Origin of the sequence: Paraburkholderia pallida (assembly GCF_004524855.1) — a bacterium.
Taxonomy (GTDB): Bacteria; Pseudomonadota; Gammaproteobacteria; order Burkholderiales; family Burkholderiaceae; genus Paraburkholderia; species Paraburkholderia oxyphila.
Genome location: NZ_CP038148.1, coordinates 988,491 through 1,006,957, shown reverse-complemented (window position 1 = coordinate 1,006,957; position 18,467 = coordinate 988,491). Strand labels below are relative to the sequence as shown.

Below are 18,467 nucleotides of genomic sequence, written 5' to 3'. Positions count from 1 at the left end.
CGCTCGCAGCAGCGGTCGCTGCCGCGCCGAACGCACTGACTCCCGGTGCACCCTGTGCGCCCGGAGCGCCTGCCGCCGTGGGCGCTTCGCGCACCTTGCGCGGCCGCCCGCGCGGCAGCGGCGAGACACGCCGGTTCGCCGTGCGCGAAGCCCACTCCCGATAGGTGTCGCTGCCGAGCACCCAGCCCTTGAGGGTGGCCTGCATAAGCTGCGTGGTTTCGCGTTCGTCGAACGGCTGCTCGCAGAGCTCGCGATAGGCGCGCTGGCGCTCGAACGGCGTGTTGCCGAGCGCCCAGTAAAGCGGGTGATCGGTAATGAGGCTGTCTACAGTCAGCCCGATGTGATGCCGATAACTCGACCATCGGTAGTCTTCGGCCGCCGCCACGAGGTGATTGCGCACCGGCGCAAGCTCGACGACGCGGCTCGCCAGCAGGAAGAAGCGCTCGCCCTCGATGACCGTGGCGCGATAACGCCCCTCCCAGAGCGTGCCGCGCCGCGCGTAGCGGCGGTTGAAATGCGCCACGTAGCGTCTGCCGACCGCCTGCATCGCCTTGGGAAGGCTAGATTCGTCAGAGGGCGTGACGAGCAGTTGCACCGCGCCGGGCATCAAGACCCACGCATGAACCGCCAGATGATGATCGCGCGCCGCCGCCTTCAGGCAGTCGATGAACAGTTCGTAATCCTGGTCGTCGACGAAAGCGGGCTGCTGGTCCAGTCCGCGCAGAATCACATGCTGCGGCTGGTCGGGAACATAAAGACGTGCAAGCCGTGCCATGCTCGATTTTCCTGGTACGTTAGTAAATACCCGCATGCCCGCCAGGCCGCGCCAGCCCTCGTTCTCGCGGGCATCACGGCTCGAGCGGAACGCTCGCGGCGCTTAGGGAAAAAGCTCTAGCGGTCGTCTATGGTTTGTTGCAAACGTTGTGTTCATAATGAGCGGGCCTTTAATGGAGGAGCACATATATGAAATTAAAACAGGCGCTGGCAGCGACCGCCGCGCTCGCCTGCATGTCGGGGGCTTACGCACAATCGGCCAACACCTTCTACGTTACAACGGGGTGGTTCCGTTTCATGCCGCAGGACAGCAGCGACGCGCTCAAGCTCGACAGCGCAGGCGGCAGGCCTGTCAATCTTTCAATCCCGAACACGGGCGCCAGTGTCGGCACGTCCGACACGCTGGGCATCTCCCTCGGCTACTTCATCACCGACAGCCTCGCTGCCGAAGCCGAACTGGGCATTCCGCCGAAGTTCGACCTTTCCGGCAGCGGCACCTTCAGCCAGTTCGGCAAGCTCGGCGAAGCGCGCCTGTGGGCCCCGGCACTGTTGCTCAAGTACTACTTCAACAAGCCTGATGCCAAATTCCGTCCTTATGCCGGCATCGGTTTCACGTATGCCTGGTTCACCGACGCCCACATCACGAACACCACGTTCGAAGAAGGCGTACTTGGGGGTCCGACCAGCACTTCGACGGATCGTTCCTGGGCGCCCGTATTTAATGTGGGCTTCAACTACAACTTCACGAAGCACTGGTTTGCCGGTTTCTCGCTGTCGTACGTCCCTCTCAACGTGACCGCGACGTTCAACACCGTCGCGAACAACCAGTTGGGCACCGTGCGGCAGTCCGAAGCCAAGATTCACCTGAACCCGCTCGTCACCTACCTGAAGGTCGGCTACATGTTCTAAGCGCCGGCGCGCTTCAAAGCAGCTGCACAGCGACTGCACGGTAACTTCGCAGCAACCCGCCTCAGCCTTCCTCAGCCCAGGCTCTCCGTCCCGCCTTCGCGGCGCCCGACGGAGAGCGGCACCTCCCGCCGCCCCACCTTCCCCTACCTCAACGGCGACTACCTCTGACATCCCGATTGGCTTTTCTTGATTCTATGCCTCTCGGAAAATCCGTGCTGTCCCCGTAATCATTTGTCGCAAACAAGGTGCACCGATTTGCCGCCCAAGTGCCACCCAAGCGCCTCCCAAATCCCGCTCAAGCGCCGCGCACCGGCAGCTCAGCGGCCGCGATACCCCTCCGGGTGAGCCCAGCCGGACAGGCCCTGCCAGCGTGGGCCGCGCGAAATTTCGCCTGCGCACCTTGGCGCGCCGGGCACCCGAAATGCGCAATACTCGTACACCTGTCCTCGCCTGTCCCGCTTTTTTTGCGCGGGCGCCGCGAGCCCTCTACCTGTGTTTTCACTAACGGAGCCATTCATGAGCGCATTTCCGAACACGCGAGACGCCATCGGAGAATCCTGGACGCGCACGGGCCGCCACGCGCGGCGCATTGCGCGCCGCGGCCGCAGCGCAGCCGCCGACATCGCCGAAGAACTGCGGGATTTGCTCGCCGAACTGGAAACCACGCTGAGCGAAGGCACGCAAGCCGACGCCGCGGTGTTGCGCGCCGACATTCGCAAGCGCCTCGACTCCGCGCGCGAACGCCTCGAAGTCGCGCGCGCCGCCACGCGCGATCATGCCGACGCAGCCATGACCCAGGCCGACGACTACGTGCACGCGAATCCGTGGCAAGCGATCGCCATCGTAGGCGGCGTCGCGCTGGTCACAGGCGCGATACTCTCGCGCCTGCGTTAAGGCCGTATCTGGCGACGCGGCCCGCCCATTGGTCGGTCTGCATCGATGGATGGGCTAGCGCGCCCGGCAACCCTGAGCCGGTCGCGCAAAAAGCGTCTGCAGCGGGCCTGAAGCCGCGCTAGTCGTCTAGCGCGTGCGGCCCGATCAGGTCGATGCGGTCGGTGCAGAGGGTGTCCACGCCCCAACTCGCGAGCAGGCGCGCGCGTTCGAGGTCGTTCACCGTGTAGGCGAGAATGAACAGGCCGGCTTCCTTGATGCTGCGAACGAGCGCCTCGTCCAGATACCGATGGCTCGCGTGCAGCGAGACGCAGCCGAGCGCGGCTGTCTGCTCGCGCCAGTCGTCGGGCACGCGCTCGAACAGCAGGCCGCGTGGCAGATCCGGCGCGGCTTCGCGCGCCGCCACGAGCGCCTCGAACGAGAACGAGGAAAGCAGCGGCGGCGCTGCCGCCTGATCCAACCACAGCGCCCGCCAGAGCCGCGCCGTCTCCGCGCCGACGATGCGGCCCGTTTCCACCTCCCGCCCCGGGCACGGCTTGATCTCCACGTTCGCCGCCAGCCCTTCTTCACGGCAGCACTGCGCTGCCTCGGCAAGCGTCGGCATGTGCTCGCCTTCGAAGCGCGGATCGCACCAGTTGCCCGCATCGAACGCCGCGATCTGGGCGTAGCGCAGCTGCGCAGCCGCGCCACGTCCGTTCGAGGTGCGCTCGACCGTGTCGTCGTGCAGGAGGAACGCGACGTTGTCGGCCGAGAGCTTGGCGTCGAACTCCACCATCGTGTGCCCGAAACCAGCGCCGACGCACAGGGCCGCCAGCGTGTTCTCGGGCGCGAGCGTGCCGCCGCCGCGGTGCGCGGCAATGCGCGGATACGGCCAGTTTGTCATCGTTTGGACTCCGGAAAGGGGATTCGCGCAGCGGTGCGTGCGGCGGATTGGGACGCGGTCGGATTAGACGCGGTCGGCCCAGACACGGTCGGTCTAGCCCCGCTCCGCCTGGACACGGTCAGCCTGGCCACGATCGCCTCAAACATCGTCCGAGACGACGAACAGGCGCCGGTACTCCTTGAGCGCGTAGCGATCAGTCATGCCAGCGATGTAATGCGCGATCTGGCGCGGCTGCGATGCTTCGTCGGGCATCTGGTATGCCGGAGGCAGCAGCCGCGGATCGTCGGAAAACGCCTCGAAGAGCCCCTTCACGACACGCCGCGCCTTGTTCGCCATGCGCATCACGCGGTAGTGCCGGTACAAATTCCGGTACAAAAACCGCTTGAGGGCGGCGGCCTGCTCCGCCATAGCCTCGCTGTGCGCGACGATCGGGGGCGCAGCGCGCACGTCGTCGAGCGACTGCGGCGCGTGCCTCGCGAGATTGCAGCTCGTCTCCTCGATCAGGTCGACGATCAGCGTGTTAATGATGCGCCGCACGGTCTCGTGCACGAGGCGCCGCCCTTCGATGTGCGGATACTCGGCGCGCGCGGCTTCGTAATGCGCCTGCCAGAGCTCGACCTCGGCGAGCTGATCGATGGTGAGGAGCCCCGAACGCAAGCCGTCGTCCACGTCGTGGTTGTTGTAGGCGATTTCGTCGGCGATATTGGCGATCTGCGCCTCGAGCGAGGGCTGCCGCCCGAGCAGGAAGCGCTCGCCCAAGTCGCCCAGACCTCGCGCGTGCTCGCGCGAGCAGTGCTTGAGGATGCCTTCGCGCGTCTCGAAGCACAGGTTCAGGCCGTCGAACGCGCCGTAATGCTCCTCGAGCTCGTCGACAACGGCAAGACTCTGCAGATTGTGCTCGAAGCCGCCATGCTCGCGCATGCATTCGTTGAGCGCGTCCTGGCCCGCATGGCCGAACGGCGTATGGCCAAGGTCGTGCGCGAGCGAGATAGCCTCGACGAGATCCTCGTTCACGCGCAGGTTGCGGGCGACCGAGCGCGCGATCTGCGCGACTTCGAGGCTGTGCGTGAGCCGTGTGCGAAAGAGATCGCCTTCGTGGTTCACGAACACCTGGGTCTTGTATTCGAGCCGGCGAAAGGCCGTGGAATGGACGATGCGGTCGCGGTCGCGCTGAAATTCGCTGCGCGCGGCGGGCGGCGGCTCGGCGAAGCGGCGGCCGCGCGTTTGCGAGGCATGCGCCGCATAAGGCGCGAGCCCCGCGTCGAACGCGGCAAGCGTCGCGCTCATGCGCGGCGTCTGGGCGTCGCCTCGAATGTCGCTGCGGGTGTCGCTCAACGGTTCCTCCGCAAAGATCTCAATGGGGGCGGCCGCGGCCTTGCGGACGCGGGCCGCGTTCGTTCACGCCCCGGGTTCACGCCACGAGTCGGCCCGCGATTCGAAGCGCCGGATTCAGGCCTTCACGGTGGCGGCGAGCGTCGCCTGCACGGCTTCATCGGGCGCGCGGCCGATCTGCGTCTGCCCGAAGCGCTCGAGCAGGATGAACTTGATCGCGCCGCCTTCGGCTTTCTTGTCGACCTGCATGAGCTCGACGTAGCGCCCGGCGCCGAGCGCAGGCGCCTCGACGGGCAGCTTCGCCGCCTTCACCACGCGCACGAGCCGCTCCCGCGAGGCTTCGTCGAGCATGCCGAGCCGCACCGAGAGATCGGCCGCCATCACCATGCCGCAGCCCACCGCCTCGCCGTGCAGCCATTCACCATAGCCGAGACCGGCTTCAATCGCGTGACCGAAGGTGTGGCCGAAGTTCAGGATCGCGCGCAGGCCGCCTTCGCGCTCGTCAGCGGCCACCACCGAAGCCTTGATCTCGCACGAGCGCTTCACTGCGTGCGCGAGCGCCTCGGGCTCGCAACGGTTGAGCGCCTCGACGTTCGCCTCGATCCACTCGAAGAATTCGGCATCGGCGATCGCGCCCGTCTTGATGACTTCGGCCACGCCCGCCGCCAGCTCGCGCGGCGGCAGCGTGGAGAGCGCGCCGATGTCCGCGATCACGGCCTGCGGCTGATAAAACGCGCCGATCATGTTCTTGCCGAGCGGGTGGTTGATGCCCGTCTTGCCGCCCACCGACGAATCGACCTGCGAGAGCAGCGTCGTGGGCACCTGGATGAACGGCACGCCGCGCATATAGCAGGCGGCGGCGAACCCCGTCATGTCGCCGGTTACGCCGCCGCCCAGTGCGATCAGCGTGGTCTTGCGGTCGGCGCGCGCGCCGAGCAGCGCGTCGAAGATCAGATTGAGCGTTTCCCAGTTCTTGTACGCCTCGCCATCGGGCAGCACGACCGTGTGCACGTCCTTGCCGAGCGGCGCGAGCGCGGCGCGCAGCTTCTCGCCGTAAAGCGGCTCGACGACGGTATTGGTGACGATCGTGACCGACTTGCCAGCGATATGCGGCGCGAACAGCGCCGTCTGGCCAATCAGGTCGGTACCGATGTGGATGGGGTAGGCGCGGTCGCCCAGTTCGACGTTGACGGTAATCATGCGAGGCATACGTTCAGGATGGGTGGCGCGTGCAGGAGCACCCTACTCGCGAGCCGGGGTTCGGGCGACGCCGGCCATGTCGAGCTGCATCAGCACCATGTTGACGAGGCCGTTCACCGATGGCCGGCCGGTCTCGATCACGAAATCGGCGACCTCGCGATAAAGCGGGTCGCGTTGCTCATAGAGCGCTTCGAGGCGCCCCTTGGGGTCTTCGGTCTGCAGCAGCGGCCGGTTCTTGTCGCGCCGCGTGCGCAGCCACAGATCGTGCGGATGCGCGCGCAGATAGACGACGAAGCCGCGCTCCTTGAGCGCCGCGCGGTTCTCGGGCCGCAGCACGGCGCCGCCGCCCGTCGCGAGCACGATGCCTTCGCGCGCGCTGAGCTCGTCGATCATCTGCGCCTCGCGATCGCGAAAGCCCGCCTCGCCTTCCATTTCGAAGATCACCGGAATGCGCGCGCCCGTGCGCGCCTCGATCTCGTGATCGGAGTCGAAAAACGGACGCTCAAGCCGGCGCGCGACCGCCCGGCCCACGGTCGTCTTGCCGGCGCCCATGAGCCCTACGAAAAATACATTGGCGTTTGCGTCCCGCACTTGCAGCGTTTCCTACGAAAGGTTGGTGCCGCAGCTTACTGGCAAAGCGGCGGCGTTGTCGAGCCTGCGGCGCCCGCGCTCCGGCCCTTTTCAGGGGGCCGCGCGGCACGGCGCAGATTGGGGGCCAAACCATGAGCCTCATGTGCAGCCTGTGCCCGCGCCCCGCATCTAGTCCCCGCTGACCACGCGCGGCGTGATGAACACCACCAGTTCGCTGCGTCTGTCGCGGTGGGCGCGATGCGAAAAAAGCGCGCCCAAAAACGGTATTTTGCCCAGGAGCGGGACGCGCGTCACATCGTCCCGGTCGTCGGTCGCGTCGATGCCCCCGATCGAGACCGTGCCGCCGTCCTCGATTTCCACGCGCGTCTGCACATGCTTGGTGTGGATCGCCGGCCCCGCGGCGGTTTGCTCGCCCACGCTGTCCTTGGCCACGTCGAGGTCGAGGATCACGCGACCGTCGGGCGTGATCTGCGGCTCGACCTCCAGCTTGAGCGTGGCGCGGCGAAATTGCACGCCCGACACGCCCTGCCCGACCTTGGCCTGATACGGCAGCTCGGTGCCCTGCTCGACGACGGCCTTGGTGCGGTCGGCCGTCACGACGCGCGGACTCGACACCACCCGCCCGCGCCCCTCGGCTTCCAGCGCGCTCAGTTCGACATCGAGCAGGCGTGTCGCGCGCGCGGCCAGCAGCGTGAGGCCGAGCTGTGCGGCGTCAAAGCCGGAGAGCGGCCCCGCCGGCAAGTCGTAGACCGTGCCAGCCGTGCTGCCGTGCAGCCCACGCGCAACGGCGTCGGGGTCGGTCGGGTAGAGGCCGAGCCGCACGCCCAGTTCGCGCGACAAGCCTTCATCCCCTTCGACGATGCGCGCCTCGATCAGCACCTGGCGTGCGGGCGCGTCGAGCCGCCGGATGAGATCGGCGATCTGCTCCAGGCGCGCCGGCAAATCGGTGACGAACAGCAGATTCGTGCGCGCGTCCGCCACGGCGGCGCCGCGCTTCGAAAGCGCGCGCTGCGTGCCGGAACCAGTCAGGATCCGGCGCAGGTCTTCAGCGCGCGCGTACTGGAGTTCGAACGCGCGGCTCGCGAGCGGCTCCAGCTCGGCGGCGCGCGCGTGCGCTTCAAAGAGCTGGCGCTCGCGCGCAGCAAGGTCCGCCGCTGGCGCGACCCAGAGTACGCGGCCGGTGCGCTCCATGGCCAGACCGTTCGACACTAGCAGCAAATCGAAGGCCGCGCGCCACGGCACGCGGTCGAGGCGCAGCGTGACCTGGCCACGCACGCGCTCGCTCGCTCGCGACGATGTTCAGCTTCGTAAATTGCGCGAACGCGTGCAGCACGGCCGAAAGCTCGGCGCGCTGGAAATTGAGCGAGATCGGGCGGTCGGGCGGCAGGCCGTCCTGGTCCGGCGACGCGTCACTCAGGCGCGCAGGCGCGCGCAGCGGCACGGGCGGCCCTTCAAGCAGTGGAGTCGCGTCGGGCGTGGCGGCACCGGCTGCTGACGCTGGCGTTAGCACGGGCGCCGGCCCCGCGCGCGACATTGCCGGATCGACGCGCTCTTCCTCGGCCGCGCCCGGCAGCGAGGCGGCTTGCGCGCCGTTTGCAGGCACGAACGGATTCGCGACCCAGCCAGTCGGCGCATCGGTCTCCCCGCCCGCTCCGCCTGGCGGCAGCGGCGGCACCTCGTAACGCGCAACCGGCACGGCGGCCTGGCGCCACGCCGGCAGCGGCGGCGGCACGGCGCAGCGTGCGATGGGCGTGACCCATGTGGCCTGCGCGATCAATACGAGCGCACAAATGAGCAAGTGGGTCGTCCGACGAACGGCATGCGCACGCCACGACAAGCTCGCGCCCAAACGCGCCGATTGTCCGATTGTCATTTGGCGTCCTCCGCCCAGCCCAGGGTGTGCGTCGCACCGTCGAGCGCGAGCACAACGCGCGCCGGATCCACGCTCGACACGCGCGCGCCGCCAAGCGTGGCGCCGGCCTGCACGGCCACCGTGCCTTCGGTGGTTTCGACAAGGGCAACGGCCCGGCCGCGCTCCACCAGCACGCCGGCGAGGCGCATCGCAGCTCCGCCCGGAGCCCCCGCGGCACCTTGGGCTCCAGCGAAGTGGCTTGCGAACGGATCGGCAAGCGCGCCGCCTTCTTCGTCGTTGCGCGCAATGGAGACAGCGGGCAGTCCGTCAAACACCTGCAGCATGGCCGAGACCGCCAGGCTCCCGCCGCTGCGCCGGACGGTGAGCTCCGCAGGTACGGCAAGCTCGGGCAGCGCCGCAAGTCCTTCGAGGAAAGCACGCAGCTGTCCGAAGCTGCCTGAAGCAACCAGCTTCGTTGTGCGAAGCTCCTTTGCCCCGGCACCGCCCGAGGGCGCCGGCTCCAGTGCGATCAGCACCAGCCCGGCCTGCGCCGCCAGCTCCGACACGCCGCGGATGTCACCGGCTGCGTTGCCGTCGCGCACGCGCTGCGGCCAGTCCTGCGCGTCGCGCTGCAAGGCAGGCAGACGCGCCAGCGTTTGCCGCGCGTCCGCGAGCCGCGCGTTGGCATCGGCCAGCGCGGATTGCGCCGCCAGCCCGCCACCGAGATCGAGGACCACGCAGGCGCCGCCCATCAGTCCCGCGGCCAGTGCGCCGAGCGCCACGGCAGCGGCGGCACGCCGCCGGCCGCTCCACGCGTGCAAGGGCAGCCAGCCGCGCAAGAGTTCGGGCACAAGTCCAAGCGCGCGTGAGCGTCCAACAGGACGGGCGCGTATCCCAATTGCGGCATTCATTTCGCCCCCTTCACAACCACCCCACGCGTTGCGCCGCCTGCGTCTGCCGCCGCGCCCTGCCAAGCGAGTCGCACCGCCACCCGAATCGGCGCGCTACGTGCCGCGCGCTCACGCGCAAGCGCACCCTCCTGCGCGCGCTTCAGTTCGCGCACGTTGACCGCCGCGATCCCTGGTAGCGCGTGCAGGCGCGCAAGCCAGGCGGCCGCCGCGGCTTCGTCGGCCGCGCTCGCCTGCAGCTCGGTTTCTTCGGCGCGCTGCGCAAGCTGCTCGAGGACCACGCCCGCCGTGCGCGCCTGCGACAACGCCTCGATGAGCGCAAAAACGTGCGCGAGCGGCCTCGCCCGCTGCTGCGCCTCGGCGCGCGCGGCGCGCCGCTCGTCGGCTTCGCGTGCGAGCTTGCGCGCCAGCGTCAGCGGCGCATCGAGACGCGCGAGCTGTTGCTCCACCGCCTCGCGGGCCGTCTCCGCCCGGGTGCGGTCGAGCAGTTGCCATCCCGCCGCGGCACTGCCGCATGCGCCGCCCACGATCAGCGCCGCCAGCCATTCGAGTGCGCGGCGCCTGCGCAGGCGCCGCATCGCGCCCTGCCGCCATGGCAGCAAGTTGAATCCGCCAATGTCCGATCCCGGCACGACGGCCCCGCCATTGCGCGCACCGACCGGCGCCGCGTGCCCGCTGCCCGCCCCCGCGCTCATTCGCCCACCCCGCGCATGGCGAGGCCGAACGCGACGGCGCACGACGGGTCGTTCAGCAGATTGGCGTCGAGCGGCCGGTCGGCGTCGGCGAGCGGTCCGCATTCGAACGGCAGCACGGGACAGCCGAGCACATCGCCGATATCGGCGAGCGAAAAATGCACGCCGTGCAGCATGGCAAGATCGCCGGCCACGAATGCGCAGCCCGTCTCCTCGGCCTGCGCCAGGTCACGCAAGGCCTCGACGAGATCCACGTGCTCGAGCGCCGGAAAGCGCATGGTCCGCACGACCGATTCCTCGGCGACGAACCAGCCGTGCACGCCATCCGCGCCGATCCACAGCGCCACCCAGGCCTCGTGTGACGGCAGCTCGAACGCCGCGGCGTGGCGCATCGCCCGCAGCGCGGCGTATGCCTCGTCGTCCACTGCGCACAACGCGACGCCCGCCATTGCGGCGCATTCGATGCGGGCCTCCAGATGGGCGCGCGCCGTCGCCGCGATCATGACCTGCGCCTCGTGCATGGACGCTACGCCGCACTCGAGCCCAAGCGGGCCGACGCGCCAGTCCACGGCGAGCTCGGTGCGCTCGATGCCGGACACGCGCTCCGCCTCGGCCAGCACGAGCGGCTCGAGCTCCGTGTAGAGACCCGATGCGTCCAACTTCCGCGCGGCTGCTCCCGCAGGCACCGGCGCCAACCGCGCGAGCGGCACCGATGCAAGCAGCGTCGCCCCCGAGGGCAGCGCCATCGCGCAACGCAGCGAGGCCTGAGCGCAGGCGGGCGGCAGCGCGCCGAACACCTCCTGCAACGCGCTAACCAGCGCCGGCCGATCGACGATCTCCGCGCCCGAGAGCACCTCGCGCGCGAGCGGCACACGCCCCAGCCATTCGATGCGCAGCGGCCCGCCGCCGAACAGCCGCTGACTCAGGACCACCAGCGTGACGCCGCGCGCGCCCACGTCGATGCCCGCGCCATAACGGCGCGCACCCAGCAACAACGGATTGAGCAAGCTCATCGGATTCCTCCCTTGTGCGTCGCGCCGCGAACCATTCGCGACGCGCTCAGGGGGAAATTGTGCGAAGCGGCGCGTGCCGCGCACACTCGTCCAGATGGCCAATCCACGTGTGGCCGGCCTGCGGCGATCTTCTCGCGCCTTCGAGACAGGGCTAGAGTGCGTCTATGCGTCCAGGCCGTTCCGCCGACACCACCGCCCCGCCTCACCCAGCCTCACCACGCACCAGACGTAAGCATTCCGAAAGCGCACCAGGGCGGCCGGCTATAATCGCGGGACTGTTTTTCCGGTGTCCGTATGCAAGAAGCTCAGCCTCCCTCGTCTGTTCCGCCGCCCACGCCGCCCGCGCCGCCCAAGCGCAAGCGGCCGTGGTGGTTCAAGCTGCTCATCGGCTTTTTCGGTCTGATTGCGGGCGCCGCCGCCTGCATGGTGCTCGTGCTCGGCTATGCGCTCATCGTCGCCACGCCGAACCTGCCCTCGCTCGACGCGCTCACCGACTATCGCCCGAAGGTGCCGCTGCGCATCTACACGCGCGACCACGTGCTGATCGGCGAATTCGGAGAGGAGAGGCGCGACATCGTCCATATCCAGGACGTGCCCGACAACCTCAAGAAGGCCATCCTCGCGATCGAGGACGCGCGCTTCTACGAGCACGGCGGCGTCGACCTCACGGGCATCGCGCGCGCGGGTTTTGTCGCGCTCACCAATGGCCATGCCTCGCAGGGCGCGAGCACGATCACCATGCAGGTGGCGCGCAACTTCTTCCTGTCGAGCGAGAAGACCTACACGCGCAAGATTTACGAGATGCTGCTCGCGTACAAGATCGAGTCGAAGCTCTCCAAGGATCAGATTCTCGAGGTGTACATGAATCAGATCTATCTGGGGCAGCGCGCCTACGGCTTCGCAAGCGCGGCGCGCGTGTACTTCGGAAAGGATCTGAAAGATCTCACGCTCGCCGAATGCGCGATGCTCGCGGGCCTGCCCAAGGCGCCCTCGGCGTATAACCCGGTCGTCAATCCGAAGCGCGCCAAGGTGCGTCAGGAGTACATCCTCGAGCGCATGCTCGAGCTGCACTACATCACCCAGCAGCAATACGACGAGGCCGCGCAGCAGCCGCTCGTCGTCAAGGGCGCGGGCAAGGAATTCAGCGTGCACGCCGAGTACGTGGCGGAAATGGTGCGCCAGATGATGTACGCCCAATATCACGAAGAGGCCTACACGCGCGGCCTGAACGTGGTCACGACCATCGATTCGGCCGACCAGGACGTCGCCTATCGCGCGCTGCGCAAGGGGCTGATGGACTACGAGCGGCGTCACGGCTATCGCGGGCCCGAGGCCTTCATCGACTTGCCCAGCGACGCCGACGACCGCGAGCAGGCCATCGACGACGCCCTGCTCGAACACCCCGACAACGGCGAGCTCGTTGCGGCCGTGGTCACGTCGGCGAGCCCCAAGGAGGTGCAGGCCACCTTTATGGACGGCAACACCGCCACCATCACCGGCGACGGCCTGCGCTTCGCGCAATACAACTTGAGCGCGCGCGCGCAGCCGAGCCAGCGGATCCGGCCGGGCGCGATCATCCGCGTCATGCGCAATGGCTCGGGAAACAGCGCGGGAAGCAGCGCCGGCGCATGGTCGATCACGCAATTGCCGCAGATCGAAGGGGCGTTCATCTCCATCGTGCCGCAGGACGGCTCCATCCGCGCGCTGGTGGGCGGCTTCGACTTCAACAAGAACAAGTTCAACCACGTCACGCAGGCGTGGCGCCAGCCGGGCTCGAGCTTCAAGCCGTTCATCTACTCGGCCTCGCTCGACAAGGGTCTGGGACCGGCCACCATCATCAACGATGCGCCGCTCTTCTTCAGCGCCGCGGAAACGGGCGGCCAGGCGTGGGAGCCGAAGAACTATGGCGGCGGCTTCGACGGGCCGATGACCATGCGCACCGCGCTCATGAAGTCGAAGAACCTCGTGTCGATCCGCATTCTCAACCACATCGGAACGAAGTACGCGCAGCAATACATCACGCACTTCGGCTTCGATGCGGACCGCCATCCGGCCTATCTGCCGATGGCGCTCGGCGCGGGTCTCGTCACGCCGCTGCAGATGGCGGGCGGCTATGCCGTGTTCGCCAACGGCGGCTATCGCGTGAATCCGTATCTGATCGCCGAAGTCACCGATCAGCGCGGCATGGTGGTCGCGCAGGCGCAGCCGCTCGTGGCGGCGCAGAACGCGCCGCGCGCGATCGACCCGCGCAATGCGTACATCATGAACAGCCTGCTGCAGAGCGTCGCGCAGCGCGGCACGGGCGCGAAATCGAACGCGCTGAAGCGCACCGACCTCGGCGGCAAGACCGGCACGACCAACGACTCGCGCGACGCCTGGTTCGCGGGCTATCAGCACACGCTCGCGGCCATTGCGTGGATTGGCTACGACAATCCGCGCAGCCTCGGCGACAAGGAGACCGGCGGCGGCCTCGCGCTGCCCGTGTGGATCGAATACATGCAGAAGGCGCTCAACGGCGTGCCCGAGTACAAGATGCCGATGCCCGATGGCGTCGTCACGCTCGGCGACGAGCTTTACTACGCCGACGCCACGCCGGGCCGCGGCTTCGTTTCGACGGTGGGCATCAGCCAGGCCGCGCTGGACGCCCAGGCGAGCGGCGCCTCGGGCGCGGGCGGCGATCAGGCTCCGGCGCCCGAGCAGGTCAACGCGAAGGAGAAGGAGGACATCATGAACCTGTTCCGCGGGCATTGAGCGCACTTGGCCGATGTTGTACCGGGAAGCCGCCGTGTTCGCACGGCGGCTTTTTCTTGCTCAATCAACGCGCAGTGCCGCTCTGACACAGCCAAGCAGCTTCGTGGCCCGTCTCCTTGATATCTCGCAAGAAGGAACACCGTTCGAGGGCGAGCTTTATTTATGAGATATCTAGCTATTTATGATGGCCTCTCGCTCATCAAAATAAGGATATCTAAATGATTGGTAAATTCCGAGGAATTCTGATCGCAAGCGCAGTTGCTTGCGCGTTTGCTGCAGCTTCCGGCGCGGCCACAGCCCAAATGGTGCCCTCGCCGGGTAATGTGACGCTGAGTTGCTCCGCCGGCGCTTCCGGTACCTGCACTGCTTCCGGGCAGATCGGGAATTTTCCACGCGGGGGGGCTCAGGGGTTTGTCTGGGAAGGCAAGAATATCTCTATCACGCCAACGAGTGCAACGACCGCGAACTTCACATGCTTCGCCAACGCGCCATCTCAATTGGGATATATCACGGCCGCTGCCAGCGTGGACGTTAATGATGGACTTAACACGTCGACGGGGAGTGCGACTCTGTCCATCTTGTGTAGGTAAGGCGTGACGGCGGGACCAAGCGCAGTTCCTGCCACAACGAAAACAGCCAGCCGACTTTAGTTCAGTTTCGCTGGCTGTTTTCGCATTTGGCGACAGCGCGACGCACAGGCCCGCGCGCCATCCTCAGCCGTCGTCTTACGGCTTGAACGTGACCGGCTCGCCAGCCTGCTCGGTCGCATAGGCGGTGAGCGCCGAAAAGAACTCGGTGCCCGTGCGCGTATCGCGCCACTCGCCGTCGATGAACCGGTAATGAAACCCGCCCGCCTTGGCCGCGATCCAGATCTCGCTCATCGGCGGCTGCAAATTCACGATAATCTTCGTGCGATTCTCGAATTCGAGCGTCAGAACGTTGCCGCTGCGCTCGAGTTCGATATCGGCATCGGACTCGTCCACGGCGCGCTCCACCGCCGCCAGCACGGCCTCCGCGCGGCTCAGGTAGTCACTATCTGGCATGCTAAACTCCACCGGTTAATCATTCAGGGACAATTATGCGTGTCAATTTCAGGATGCGCGCACGGACGCCCCGCGTATCGACGACCGGCAAGATTCTAGCCGCTTTCGCCGTCAGCGCTGTCGCCGCGCTTTCGTTGGCAGGCTGCGGCCAGAAGGGTCCGCTCTACATGCCCAACGTGCCGCCGCTGCCGCAGAAGCCTAATTTCGAGACGCAGCCCGACGACAACGCGCAGCCGTCGCCCGAAACCGCCATGCCGGCCTCGGGCGTGCAAGCCGGCGAGCTGCCCGACACGTCGGGCACGCCGCTTTCGCTGTCCCCGGATGCCGAACTGAATTCCGCGCCCGCGGCCGCCAGCGACGCGCAACCTGCTTCCGCTGCAGCCCCGGCGCAGTAAGCAGCCGCCTGAGCAGAAACCCGCACCGACTCAACCAGACGCTCGCATGACCCAGCCCGCTTTTCACCGTGACAACGGCACGCTCTTCGTCGAAGGCGTGTCTGCTGCCGATCTCGCCGCACAGTACGGCACCCCGCTCTACGTCTACTCGCGCGCGGCGCTCACCGCCGCATGGCACGCCTACGCGGACGCCTGCGCGGGCCGCCGCGCCACGGTGCACGTGGCAGTCAAGGCGAACAGCAATCTCGCCGTGCTCAACGTGTTCGCGCGCGAGGGCGCGGGCTTCGACATCGTCTCGGGCGGCGAGCTCGCGCGTGTGCTCGCCGCGGGCGGCAAGGCGGCGAACACGGTGTTCTCGGGCGTGGGCAAGCACCCCGACGAGATGCGCATGGCGCTCGAAGCGGGAGTGAAGTGCTTCAACGTCGAGTCGATTCCCGAACTCGACCGCCTGAACGCCGTCGCGGGCGAGCTGGGCAAGAAGGCGCCGGTCTCGCTGCGCGTGAACCCGGACGTCGACGCAAAGACGCACCCGTACATCTCCACGGGCCTGAAGTCGAACAAGTTCGGCGTCGCCTTCGACGAGGCGCGCGCGACCTACCGCGCTGCGGCGGCCATGCCGCATCTGCACGTCGTTGGCATCGATTGCCATATCGGCTCGCAGATCACCGAAGTCGCGCCGTATCTCGACGCCGTCGACAAGGTGCTCGAGCTCGTCGACCAGATCGAGTCGGACGGCGTGCAGATCCACCACATCGATGTGGGCGGCGGCCTCGGCATCCGCTACGACGACGAAACGCCGCCCGATATCGGCGAATTCGTGCGCACCGTGCTCGATCGCATCGAGGCGCACGGCGCGAAAACGGGCAAGACCCGCGAGGTGTACTTCGAGCCGGGCCGCTCGCTCGTTGGCAATGCGGGCATCCTGCTCACGACCGTCGAGTTCCTGAAGCCCGGCGCGGAAAAGAACTTCGCGATTGTCGACGCCGCGATGAACGACCTCGCACGCCCGGCCATGTACGAGGCGTATCACGCCATCGAGCCCGTCACTGAGCGCGCAGGCGCCGCGCCCACCTATGACATCGTCGGCCCCGTGTGCGAGAGCGGCGACTGGCTGGGCCGCGAGCGCTCGCTCGCGATCGAGGCCGGCGACGTGCTCGCGATCCGCTCGGCGGGCGCGTATGGCTTCGTGATGAGCTCGAACTACAACACGCGCCCGCGCGCGGCCGAAGTCATGGTCGACGGCACGCGCGTGCACGTCGCGCGCGAGCGCGAGACGGTGCAGCAACTGCTCGCGGGCGAGCACCTGCTGCCGGATTGAGCGGCGCCGGGCGCAACGAGCCCGCGCTGAATGTGAAAAAGCGACGCCATCGTGCGTCGCTTTTTTGTTGGCTGCTCGTGGTTAGCCGAACTCAGTCAACCGAGTTGTGCTGCCCGCGCTTGCGCCCCGCGTGCCGGACGGCTACAAGCGCATCGCCGCACGCGCCTTTAGCCGCGCGATCAGCCACACACCGATCCGCCAGCCGAGCAGCGCAACCATGATCGCGCCATAGAGCTTCGGCAGCACGAGATCGTGCTTGCCCGACCGCATCCACCAGAAATGCAGGATCGCGAGCACGCCGATCGCATAGATCAGCCGGTGCAGCGTCTGCCAGCGGCGGCCGAGCTTGCGCGCCATCGCGCGCGTCGAGGTGATCGCGAGCGGAATCAGCAGCACGAAGGCCGCGAAGCCCACCGTGATGAAGGGCCGCTTGCCGACGTCCTTGAGCATCGCGGCCACGTCGAACCATTTGTCGAACCAGACGTACGTCGTGAAGTGAAGCACGGCGTAAAAGAACGCGTAGAGCCCGAGCATGCGCCGAAAGCGGATCAGCACGCTCCAGCCGGTCATCCGGCGCAGCGGCGTGACCGCGAGCGTGATGCAGAGGAACACGAGCGTCCACAGCCCCGTCGAGCGCGTGATGAACTCGATCGGATTGGCGCCGAGCCGGTCCGTCACGCCGAACAACACGATGCGCGCGAGCGGATACCACGCCGCGACGAACACCGCCGCCTTCGCCCACGGCAGCCAGCGCGGGCCGCTGACTGCCGGCCTCGCCTGCGCCGCGCGAGGGCTCGTCGCGCTCTTCGTGCCGCCGGCCACCACGCGCGGCGAAACGGTCGTAGATTCCATGGGTTGCTCCATTGCCGCGTCGCTCTCAGAAGTTCTTGCGCAGATCCATGCCCTGATACATCGACGCCACCAGGTCACCGTAGCCGTTGAACATGAGCGTCTTGCGCTTGGGCGTGAAAAAGCCGTCCTCGCCGATGCGCCGCTCCGTCGCCTGGCTCCAGCGCGGGTGATCGACGTTCGGATTGACGTTCGAGTAGAAGCCGTATTCGTTGGGCGCGTAGGTGTTCCAGCTCGTTGGCGGCTGCTTCTCCACGAAGCGGATCTTCACGAGCGACTTCGCGCTCTTGAAGCCGTACTTCCACGGCAGCACCACGCGCACCGGCGCGCCGTTCTGGTTCGGCAGCACCTGGCCGTAGAGGCCAACGGTGAGCAGCGTGAGCGGGTTCATCGCCTCGTCCATGCGCAATCCTTCGGAGTACGGCCAATCGAGGATCGGGTCGGCGAGGCCGGGCATCTGCGAGCGGTCGTCGAGCGTGATGAACTGCACGTATTTCGCGTTGCCGGTAGGCTGCGCGCGGCGGATCAGCTCGGAAAGCGACACGCCGATCCACGGAACCACAATCGACCAGCCTTCCACGCAGCGGTGCCGGTACACGCGCTCCTCGAGCGGCGCGAGCTTGAGAATCTCGTCGATGTCGTAGACCTTCGCGTTCTTCACCTCGCCTTCCACGCTCACCTTCCAGGGGCGCGGGCGCAGCGTGTGCGCGTTCTCGGCCGGATCGCCCTTGTCGGTGCCGAACTCGTAGAAGTTGTTATAGGTCGTGATGTCCTTGTACGGCGTGATCTTGTCGAGCGCGACGAACTTCGTGTTGGTCTTCGCGCCGAGCTTGAGCGCCTTCGGGTCCGGCGACGCATATTCCGCGAAGGCATCGCGCACGTCGAACATTCCGGTGACGCCGCCGAGCGCGAGCGCGCCGGCCGCCTTCATGATCCGGCGGCGCTGTTCGTACACCTTTTGCGGCGTGATCTCGCTCGCGGCGATGTCGTCGCCGTTGAGGATGATCCTGCTGCTGCGCTTGATCCACATGTTGTTGCTCCTGTCCCGGCCGTCCATTAAGGATAG

14 protein-coding genes and 3 pseudogenes are annotated in these 18,467 nt (G+C 67.3%); 5 read left to right on the top strand and 12 right to left on the bottom strand.

Features of this window, described 5'->3' with window-relative positions; genetic code table 11:
• Window positions 1-85: 85 nt before the first annotated feature.
• A pseudogene (locus E1956_RS04565) lies at window positions 86-775 on the bottom strand (transposase); the annotation flags it as partial.
• A 188-nt stretch (window positions 776-963) separates the two neighbouring features.
• On the opposite strand from E1956_RS04565, the gene E1956_RS04560 reads away from it, so the two are divergent.
• Window positions 964-1,683 (top strand): OmpW/AlkL family protein, encoded by a 720-nt coding sequence (locus tag E1956_RS04560; protein WP_134747590.1) that lies wholly within the window; start codon window positions 964-966, stop codon window positions 1,681-1,683.
• 516 nt (window positions 1,684-2,199) lie between these two features.
• A complete protein-coding gene (locus E1956_RS04555; protein WP_134747589.1) occupies window positions 2,200-2,577 on the top strand; it encodes an ElaB/YgaM/YqjD family protein in 378 nt (125 codons plus the stop codon).
• Window positions 2,578-2,695: 118 nt separating this feature from the next.
• On the opposite strand, the gene ugpQ is transcribed toward E1956_RS04555, so the two are convergent.
• The 8 genes and pseudogenes from ugpQ to pilM all read right to left on the bottom strand — a co-directional run bounded on the left by ugpQ (window position 2,696) and on the right by pilM (window position 11,045).
• Window positions 2,696-3,457: a glycerophosphodiester phosphodiesterase gene (ugpQ, locus tag E1956_RS04550; RefSeq protein WP_134747588.1), complete on the bottom strand. Its 762-nt coding sequence runs from the start codon at window positions 3,455-3,457 to the stop codon at window positions 2,696-2,698.
• A gap of 138 nt (window positions 3,458-3,595) precedes the next feature.
• A pseudogene (locus E1956_RS04545) lies at window positions 3,596-4,735 on the bottom strand (deoxyguanosinetriphosphate triphosphohydrolase); the annotation flags it as partial.
• A gap of 171 nt (window positions 4,736-4,906) precedes the next feature.
• Complete coding sequence (gene aroB, locus E1956_RS04540) at window positions 4,907-5,989, bottom strand: 3-dehydroquinate synthase (RefSeq protein ID WP_472802074.1); 1,083 nt, start codon at window positions 5,987-5,989, stop codon at window positions 4,907-4,909.
• A gap of 42 nt (window positions 5,990-6,031) precedes the next feature.
• Window positions 6,032-6,586, bottom strand: coding sequence for a shikimate kinase AroK (aroK, locus tag E1956_RS04535; RefSeq protein WP_134747586.1), 555 nt, complete (start codon window positions 6,584-6,586; stop codon window positions 6,032-6,034).
• Window positions 6,587-6,748: 162 nt separating this feature from the next.
• Window positions 6,749-8,453, bottom strand: a pseudogene (locus tag E1956_RS04530) (type IV pilus secretin PilQ).
• The gene (locus tag E1956_RS04525) at window positions 8,450-9,343 is read right to left on the bottom strand and encodes a hypothetical protein (RefSeq protein WP_134747585.1); all 894 of its coding nucleotides are present in this window, start codon (window positions 9,341-9,343) and stop codon (window positions 8,450-8,452) included. Before E1956_RS04525 ends, E1956_RS04530 begins: the two are co-directional and overlap by 4 nt.
• A complete protein-coding gene (locus E1956_RS04520) occupies window positions 9,340-10,035 on the bottom strand; it encodes a fimbrial assembly protein (protein WP_134747584.1) in 696 nt (231 codons plus the stop codon). Before E1956_RS04520 ends, E1956_RS04525 begins: the two co-directional genes overlap by 4 nt.
• A complete protein-coding gene (pilM, locus tag E1956_RS04515; RefSeq protein ID WP_134747583.1) occupies window positions 10,032-11,045 on the bottom strand; it encodes a type IV pilus biogenesis protein PilM in 1,014 nt (337 codons plus the stop codon). The genes E1956_RS04520 and pilM overlap by 4 nt, the downstream gene beginning before the upstream one ends.
• 294 nt (window positions 11,046-11,339) lie before the next feature.
• Here pilM and E1956_RS04510 point away from each other — a divergent pair, with 294 nt between their 5' ends.
• Complete coding sequence (locus tag E1956_RS04510; RefSeq protein WP_134747582.1) at window positions 11,340-13,796, top strand: penicillin-binding protein 1A; 2,457 nt, start codon at window positions 11,340-11,342, stop codon at window positions 13,794-13,796.
• A gap of 725 nt (window positions 13,797-14,521) precedes the next feature.
• On the opposite strand, the gene cyaY is transcribed toward E1956_RS04510, so the two are convergent.
• Window positions 14,522-14,839, bottom strand: coding sequence for an iron donor protein CyaY (gene cyaY / locus E1956_RS04505; RefSeq protein WP_134747581.1), 318 nt, complete (start codon window positions 14,837-14,839; stop codon window positions 14,522-14,524).
• Between the two features lie 53 nt (window positions 14,840-14,892).
• On the opposite strand from cyaY, the gene lptM reads away from it, so the two are divergent.
• Window positions 14,893-15,234 carry an LPS translocon maturation chaperone LptM gene (gene lptM / locus E1956_RS04500; RefSeq protein ID WP_232071265.1) on the top strand — a complete coding sequence of 114 codons (342 nt, stop codon included), beginning with the start codon at window positions 14,893-14,895 and terminating at the stop codon, window positions 15,232-15,234.
• Window positions 15,235-15,280: 46 nt separating this feature from the next.
• On the top strand, window positions 15,281-16,552 hold the full coding sequence (gene lysA, locus E1956_RS04495) for a diaminopimelate decarboxylase (protein ID WP_134747579.1): 1,272 nt from the start codon (window positions 15,281-15,283) through the stop codon (window positions 16,550-16,552).
• A 141-nt stretch (window positions 16,553-16,693) separates the two neighbouring features.
• On the opposite strand, the gene msrQ is transcribed toward lysA, so the two are convergent.
• Entirely contained in the window at window positions 16,694-17,404 is a 711-nt protein-coding gene (msrQ, locus tag E1956_RS04490; protein ID WP_134747578.1) for a protein-methionine-sulfoxide reductase heme-binding subunit MsrQ, read from the bottom strand.
• 25 nt (window positions 17,405-17,429) lie between these two features.
• Window positions 17,430-18,431 (bottom strand): protein-methionine-sulfoxide reductase catalytic subunit MsrP, encoded by a 1,002-nt coding sequence (gene msrP, locus E1956_RS04485; RefSeq protein ID WP_134747577.1) that lies wholly within the window; start codon window positions 18,429-18,431, stop codon window positions 17,430-17,432.
• Window positions 18,432-18,467: the final 36 nt, after the last annotated feature.